The 7,787-nt window shown below is 36.2% G+C and carries 6 protein-coding genes; 2 read left to right on the top strand and 4 right to left on the bottom strand.

What is annotated here, in order from left to right:
* Positions 1 to 384: 384 nt before the first annotated feature.
* Complete coding sequence (locus tag AABE15_RS07445) at positions 385 to 2,100, bottom strand: alginate export family protein (RefSeq protein ID WP_338330660.1); 1,716 nt, start codon at positions 2,098 to 2,100, stop codon at positions 385 to 387.
* Positions 2,101 to 2,269: 169 nt separating this feature from the next.
* On the opposite strand from AABE15_RS07445, the gene AABE15_RS07440 reads away from it, so the two are divergent.
* On the top strand, positions 2,270 to 3,016 hold the full coding sequence (locus tag AABE15_RS07440; RefSeq protein ID WP_338330659.1) for a molybdopterin-synthase adenylyltransferase MoeB: 747 nt from the start codon (positions 2,270 to 2,272) through the stop codon (positions 3,014 to 3,016).
* A gap of 31 nt (positions 3,017 to 3,047) precedes the next feature.
* Here AABE15_RS07440 and AABE15_RS07435 read toward each other — a convergent pair whose 3' ends face one another.
* The 3 genes from AABE15_RS07435 to AABE15_RS07425 all read right to left on the bottom strand — a co-directional run bounded on the left by AABE15_RS07435 (position 3,048) and on the right by AABE15_RS07425 (position 5,147).
* Entirely contained in the window at positions 3,048 to 3,983 is a 936-nt protein-coding gene (locus AABE15_RS07435) for a cytochrome c peroxidase (protein ID WP_338330658.1), read from the bottom strand.
* A 9-nt stretch (positions 3,984 to 3,992) separates the two neighbouring features.
* Positions 3,993 to 4,409: a hypothetical protein gene (locus tag AABE15_RS07430; protein ID WP_338330657.1), complete on the bottom strand. Its 417-nt coding sequence runs from the start codon at positions 4,407 to 4,409 to the stop codon at positions 3,993 to 3,995.
* Between the two features lie 219 nt (positions 4,410 to 4,628).
* On the bottom strand, positions 4,629 to 5,147 hold the full coding sequence (locus AABE15_RS07425; protein WP_338330656.1) for a hypothetical protein: 519 nt from the start codon (positions 5,145 to 5,147) through the stop codon (positions 4,629 to 4,631).
* A 273-nt stretch (positions 5,148 to 5,420) separates the two neighbouring features.
* On the opposite strand from AABE15_RS07425, the gene AABE15_RS07420 reads away from it, so the two are divergent.
* Positions 5,421 to 7,607, top strand: coding sequence for a TonB-dependent receptor (locus tag AABE15_RS07420; protein ID WP_338330655.1), 2,187 nt, complete (start codon positions 5,421 to 5,423; stop codon positions 7,605 to 7,607).
* Positions 7,608 to 7,787: the final 180 nt, after the last annotated feature.

The following is a 7,787-nucleotide window of genomic DNA, read 5'->3' as shown; positions in this document are numbered from 1 at the left end:
AAAAAGGTTAAAACAGCTTCTATTGTATGGAATAGTCATTAATTATATTTATTGTAAGAAGTTTATCATATTATTAGTAATAATTAAGGAAGATATGCTTATTAAGTAGTGTTTGCATAGTTTTTAGAAACAAGGCCGTTATATTGATTTTAATAAACGCTGGATAAATTAAGCAAAAGACCACAAAAAATAATGACCTAAGAGGAAAATTATTTTTTCTCTTAATTACCGACTACAATCGCTAATAAGAGACCTTACTCTATTTTTTTTACAAAAAATTAATTTTACTTACTTACGTATTAACTGGATATAAAAAAAGCCGCTATTCGCGGCTTCTTATATCGTTATAGTTTCCCTTTAATACATTATAAGTACAACATTTTTTTAAAAACGGAAATCTAGGGTTTGCATAAAGAAAGAGCCGTCTTTGGCACCGGCACGTTTAATCGAGCTTGAACCAATAAATCCGGCGTATTCACTGGATAACACTAGATGTGGGGCAATCGCATAAGCCAAAGACAACTGATGCATAGCACCTACAAATCCACCAGAATAATTATCACGCAGACCATAGTTAAAACCAATACCATACAGGGTATCGTTCGTACTGGCACGCCAAATAACTGGCGCATGAAAACGAACAAATGTTTTAGGCGTTGGGTTGTATGTAATAAAAGGCCCTGTACTTATAGAGTTAGAAGTTGTTAAATACAAAGTCATATCCAAATAATTGGCTGCAGCAAAATAGGGCACAGCGAAATTATGAACCGCCCCATGCGTTTTATTATAATTACCACCAGAAAAATAATCGCTCTGCAACCCAAGAGATAACTTACCTGGAATATTAGGAACCAGATAAGAAAAGATAGAATTAAAGGCATAGGCTTCAACTGGTCTACTCGCCGAGCTTTTGGCTAATCTAAATTCACCTCCCTGATAAACACCCGTGAAATCAAAATTAATAACGCCCAAGTTACCACTTAAACGACCACCCATGTTATCACGTCTCGATGACCCTTGTTGCCATGTTCCAATAGGAGCCATTGGAATTGCAGCAGAACCTCCATTATACAGATAACCAATAAAGAAAGGATCAAGAAAGATTTGGCTTTGCTTTCCTAAAGCATAAAATTTTGGAAGGGCCCAACTAGCATAACCGCCATAAAGACGCGCATTATAACTAGGACCATAACCAAAAATATCACGATCGGTCAAATCGGTTTGAAAGAAATCAAAGGTACTTATACGAAAACGGTCCCAAATCGCATACCCTCTAACCCCATCCCAGCTTTGACGAACGTTCGTTAACTCTCTAGGAGAGATCATAGAAGGAGGAGCATCAACAAAAAACTGTCTTCCACCCATAACCCCTGTTTTGGCACCTAAAATATTTGCTTTTAATTCTAAAAAACCTTGTTGCAAATCAAGACGTTTTCTTTGAAATCCCGTCTGATAACCAAATGTATTGCTACCCCCTGCAACCGCATTAATGATTTCTGCATAGGCACGAACATGGCTGCCTAGATGAAGATCCGCTCCATACAAACTTCTCATAAGCAGACGATTGGAATCCGTTTTCCCCAAAAACCCCATATAGGGCTTACTATCATAAGCATAACGAAAACGCTCATTGCCATTAAAACTAATCCAAATATTTCCCGAATCGTTAAGCGGAATATATTTTAACTTATTAAACCAATCTTTATTAGCCTCTGGATCGTTACAAAGACCACTCCAGTCTTCCGCCCAACGCGCTTCTCCATAGGGAGCATATTTTCCAAACGCATACCATGAGTAATTTCCTACGGGACCAAAACCGCTATTAGCATTAAAAACCCCGTAATCGGGGTGGCGGCTTCGACCATATTTGCCAAAAGCTGTTACAACATTTTTGCAAGAGCGAGTGCTAGAAGGAGCTTCTATCTTTACGTTATTAGATGACTGAGTTACGATTTGATCAATGGCTTTACTTGTAGAAGGGTAAGTTATAGCTATAAAATTGCTACATAAAATTAAAAATAAATAACGTTTATTATTTTTCACATTAAAAAAATATTTTATTTGTGAAAAATAATCCGTTAAGCCAAGATGTTTGTTCATTATATATACCGCTTAGACAATAAATTTCTTTTTTTAGGTTATAGGGATTTGATAAACGTTAATCCATTATCTAAAAAGATTAGTTTAACATCGCCACTTTGATGGATAGTGCCCTAGTTATTTCGTTTGGAAGTTTAATCTTTAAAAAATTTTTTATGGATCGAAAAATATGAACGATAAACAACTCTTACGCTATAACAGGCACATCCTCTTACCTCAAATCGATCTTAAAGGCCAAGAAAAAATTCTAGCGAGTAAAGTGCTTATTGTTGGTTGTGGCGGATTAGGAAGCGCGGTTGCTCCTTATCTTAGTTCTTCTGGTGTAGGTCATCTAACACTTTTAGATGATGACATTATTGATCTTTCCAATTTACAAAGACAAATCCAATACCGAAATCAAGATGTTGGAAAATTAAAAGTCGAGACGATGGCCCATGCTTTGAATCAATTAAATCCTGAAACGCGTGTAACAACCATATCTGAAAGATTATCAACCGCTGAGTTAATAACTCTGAGTAAAAACCACAACGCAATCGTCGATTGTAGTGACAACATAACCACAAGATTGCAATTAAACGAAGTATGTTTGCACGTTAAGAAACCTCTTATTTTCGGATCAGCTATTCGTTTTGAAGGACAGTTAACTGTCTTTGACCCCAAGCAAGAACACTCTCCTTGTCTTGCGTGTTTTTTTGGAAAAAACAGTTTTGATCAAGACAGCTGCTCCTATTCAGGCATATTTGCACCGTTAGTAGGAATCATTGGAGCAAAACAAGCTGCAGAAACTTTAAAATTAATTTTGGGAATACACTCTACTTTAATTGGCACCCTTTATCATTTAAATGCGCTTACTTCAGAAGAGCATCATTTCCACTTTGAACGGAATCCAAACTGCCACATGTGTAAAAATCGTTAACCAAGTTACTCACAAAAGATCTATTTATAAACTAATTACACGTTTTATCTGGCAACGCATAATCAGGCGACGTAACAAAATTCATGTCGGTTAAAGAATCAAGAAATTTCTCTAAATAATATACATCGTGTTGGGATAGCTTTGGCACAGATGTATACTTTGTTTCGTGTCCCAAAATAGCCTCGTTGATCGTAGCTTTCGAGCCATCATGGAAATAAGGCGACGTCAATTCAACATTGCGCAACGTTGGCGTACGATACGCTTTTCCCATTTGACCATTTATTTGATGAAGCTCTTGATCGGTAAAGAACGGGGGCGTGTGACATGTTGCGCAAGAACCTTTACCAAAAAAAATGCTTTCGCCCTTTTGCATTTCATTCGTATAGTGATCTTTTATATCCCAATGGCTCTGCACACTCGTTAACGTTCTTTCAAAACTTGCAATAGCTTGGGTTATGGTCTGCAGGGCAATTTTATTGCCAACAAGATTTGGAAAAGCTTTATTAAACAATTTAATATAACAAGAATTGTTAGCAATTCGTTTTTCAATTTCCTTTTCACGATGATGCATACCCATTTCTACAGGGGTTATCCCCGTCATAGGAACGAGGGCTTGCTCTTCCAAAGAATGAACCGGTTCATCAACCCACATTAATTTTTTAAAAGCACCAACGTTACTTAACGTAGGGACGTTAAAAACACCATGATCATTATTAACCCCTGGATGCGTCTTATTCCCATCCGTAAATGCATATTTTTGTCGATGGCATGTTGCGCACGACATACTGCCATCGCGTGATAAATCAGCATCATAAAACAACAATCGGCCCAATTGCTCTTCTGTTTTTAATTGTTTATTACTTGTACTTGAAGGCGGCGTTGAAAAATGCTGGGCTAAACTTGGATAGGACGTAAAAAGAGCTAAAAAGAAAACACTAGCAACATACTGATGAAGTTTGTAATTCATAATTTGAACTTAAAGCACCGGAATAATAAATAGTTTAATTTTTTTCTTTCCACTGCTAGCCACTTCCATATCGTAGTCGCCTGGACTTAAAGCGTAATCTAAAATTTTTTCTGCACCCTGACAATTTTCTCCATGTTGATGTGCTTTCGCGTCAATAATTTTTCCCTTTTGGACAATATCAATCCATGGCCTGCCATTTGTAATAATTCGATAAGTCCCCACTTGCCTTACATTAAAACTCACAAGACCTGCGTAGCTGATACGTCCACCTGGCTCTTGAGGTCTAACAGCAAACTGTACAGAGGATTTGTTGTGAAGCTCTAAAGAATAGGCTTTTCCAATGCTAATCTCAATTTTATTACTTTTTTGATGTGACGAAAGAACTGAGGTTGGAGTTTGCCAAGAAATTGACATAGTGCCTGACATAGGACAAGCATGACGACCGTCTTCAGCTTGTGCCTATCGGTGAAACTAAAGAAGAGAGTGTTAACAGACAAAGACCCCATAACGAATGCTTAAAATTCATTGATTCAAACCCTTTAAAATAATTCTTATAAAAGCCCATCCGTAATTACTGTAGTGATAGCTAAATCACAGAGTTTTGGAATATAGGGCTTTTTATTAAAAGGTGAATGCGAAAACAAATCAAAAAACTGGTTTAATCATGAGTTTTACGGTTGGTTCGCCATTACCAGAAATTTCTAAAATATACTGTCCAGGATCAAGAGCAAAATCAATGGCTTTCATAATTCCATTACACTGCTTTCCACATTGATGATGAGCCATAGCCGTTTTTTTATGATTACCAACAATTTCAACCCAAGGTTTGCTATCCATTACAAAACGATAGATTCCTTTTTGAGCTATATTAAATTGCAACATGCCCGCATAGCTAGCATTCCCAGCAAGGCGTGCGGGTTTAACGATGAAATGTACGGAATCTTTAGGCTTTAAAGTTATTGAATACGCCTTATTCACAACGATCGTCGCTTGATTTAACAGTTGATCCTGTTGAACCGCGGCTTGAGGAACGGGAGATTGCCACAAAAAGACTTCCTGCGAGGCAATAGGGCACGAAATCTTGTTGGCATCATGTGCCTGCACAGAAGCAGAGATTAAAGGTAAGGCAAACAAACTGGATAGAAGGAAACGACGAAAAACCATAATTAAATCCTGAAATTGTAATAAATAATAGAGCTTACAAGTATTATACTGATAGATTTATTAAAACAGCCCAAACGTAATATTTCTAGTTTTTTATTAAAAAAATTTTCAAGTAAAAAAACAACAATAATTTTTTTTAAAAACACATTATTTTTTCAATCTTGCCAAGATTTTAAACTTACGATAGTTAAGGCAAAGAACAGCTAAGGCCTTTATATTCTTTACATTTTGATTTTTAGCTATTTTATTTAGACGCCAAAAGAACTGATTCTTATGATTAAAAAAATCCTTTATCAAACTTTTTTTCCTTTATTGATATTGTACCCTCTAGATAATTTTTCTATCAAAGCTAAAGATACGTCGCCTTCAAATTCCTCAAATATCGAAAATCCTGAAACAAAAAAATTAAACAACATTACAAAAAATTATTTTTCAAAAAAAACGAAAAACTCTCTATCCTCACCCTCAAAACAAAATAGTTCATCAAAGGTACTTTTGAACGTTGCTACAACACCAGGTCAAAGTAGTTCTGAGGAAATTACAGTTTATGGACAAAATCAAAACAAAAGTTTAGTTGGAACATCGACGCTTTCTGCTAAAGCTATGAATGATTTCAATTTTAATACATTAGACCAAGCAGCCAATGTTATTCCTGGCGTTAACGTAGCCAATACGGGAGGTTCACGTAACGAACGCATCTTATACGTAAGAGGGTTCAACCGATTTCAAGTACCTTTACTTATTGACGGTGTCCGTATTTACTTGCCTTCCGATAACCGTTTAGATTTTGGCCGGTTTGTTACACCCGATATTGCTGAAATACAAATCGATAAGGGATATGCCTCAGTAATAGACGGACCTGACGGTATGGGAGGCATGATCAACTTAGTTACAAGGAAACCAAAAAAAGAACTTGAAGCAGAAGTTAGAAGCAATATTAATTTAGGCCATGACGCTGGATACGGAGGTTATAACGTTTATGGATATATTGGGACTAAACATAAAAAATGGTACGCACAATTAAGCTTTGATGAAAATAATATTGACCATACGGATTTATCGTCAAATTTCAAACCTACGCCTTCTCAAGGTAAAGGAAAAAGACTTCTTTCAGGTTCTCTTGATTGGCGTTTAAACACAAAAATCGGTTTTACACCCAATGAAACGGACGAATACGTTTTAAGCTATATCAGACAACAAGGAGAGAAAGGAGCCCCCGTAAACACAATTGATCCTTTAAAAACACAACGGTTTTGGGATTGGCCAACTTGGAATATCGACTCGTTGACCTTTATGACCAGCACAAAATTAAACGACCTCCTAACGCTCAAATTTCGACTGTATCGCAATAGTTTCGATAACGTATTGCGAAGTTACGACAATATTAACGAAAATACACAGTCCATTAAAAAAGCATTTAACAGTTATTATTATGACGTTGCTTATGGGGGTGATACGAGACTTTATGCCGATATTAGTGATAAGGATACTTTAAATTTTACTTTTTATGGTCGCTTGGATCAGCATAATGAACATACGCAATCTTTTCCAGGCCCTATTAGGCAGCCCAATCTACAATCAGAAGAAGAAAGTTATAGCATTGCTCTAGAAAATACTTACGACATTCTACCACAATTGCAATTGACTACCGCAGGAAGTTACGATTGGCGTATTTTAGATAAAGCACAAGGCTATAATAAAAAACTTATTAATTATCCTTTAGCAAATAAAGGGGCTTTTAACGGTCAAGCCCGTTTGGCATGGCAAATAGACGATAAAACGAAATCCTATGTAAGTTTCTCAGATAGAGTACGATTTCCTACCCTTTTTGAACGATTTAGCAGTCGTTTTGGTGGTGCTATTTCCAATCCTACTTTAAGTCCAGAGCGTGCCAAGAATTACGAAGTGGGCGCCAGTCACAACTTTAAAAACGTTGTGGTTGCTGGGGACGTTTTTGTTTCTCAAGTAAGTAATATTATTGTTTCTTTTCCTATGATTTATCAAGACATACCTGTTGTTCAAGACCGAAACGCAGGACACGGTACGTATGCTGGTTTTGAACTTTCAACAGAAATACAATTGCTTTCGAAATTGACTTTAGGTGGAAATTATACGTATACACACAGAACGTTACATGACCCCAGCGATGAGTCCGTCGAATTGACGGACGTTCCAAAACAAAAAGCTTTTATTTACATGGTTTGGAATGCAACCTCGAAATTAAGGCTTATGCCTAGTTTAGATATTGCTTCTAATCGTTGGACCACGGATAGTTCAGGCGACATCTACTTCCGTACAGGAAAATATGTAAATATGGCTTTGGATGCAAACTATAACATTACGGATCGCTTGGAACTAGGTCTAGGGGCAAGCAACTTACTTGATCAAAATTACCAATTGGCGGCAGGCTATCCAGAAATGGGAAGAAATTTTTACTTTAAACTAAGATTTATATATTGAAATTTTATAGCATGACAATGCAGGAATAATTTTCTTTGATTACGCAATTAATTTATAACATTTTTTCATTTTAAAAATTATAAATCTAAAGGTCAAATAGACTACAATAAGGCCCGCTATAAAAATAATTAATTTATACTAAAAAATTGACTAGATTACGTTTACATTACAGCTTTTACT

Source organism: Commensalibacter sp. Nvir (assembly GCF_963921845.1).
Classification (GTDB): domain Bacteria; phylum Pseudomonadota; class Alphaproteobacteria; order Acetobacterales; family Acetobacteraceae; genus Commensalibacter.
This window is presented reverse-complemented; position numbering and strand designations above follow the sequence as displayed.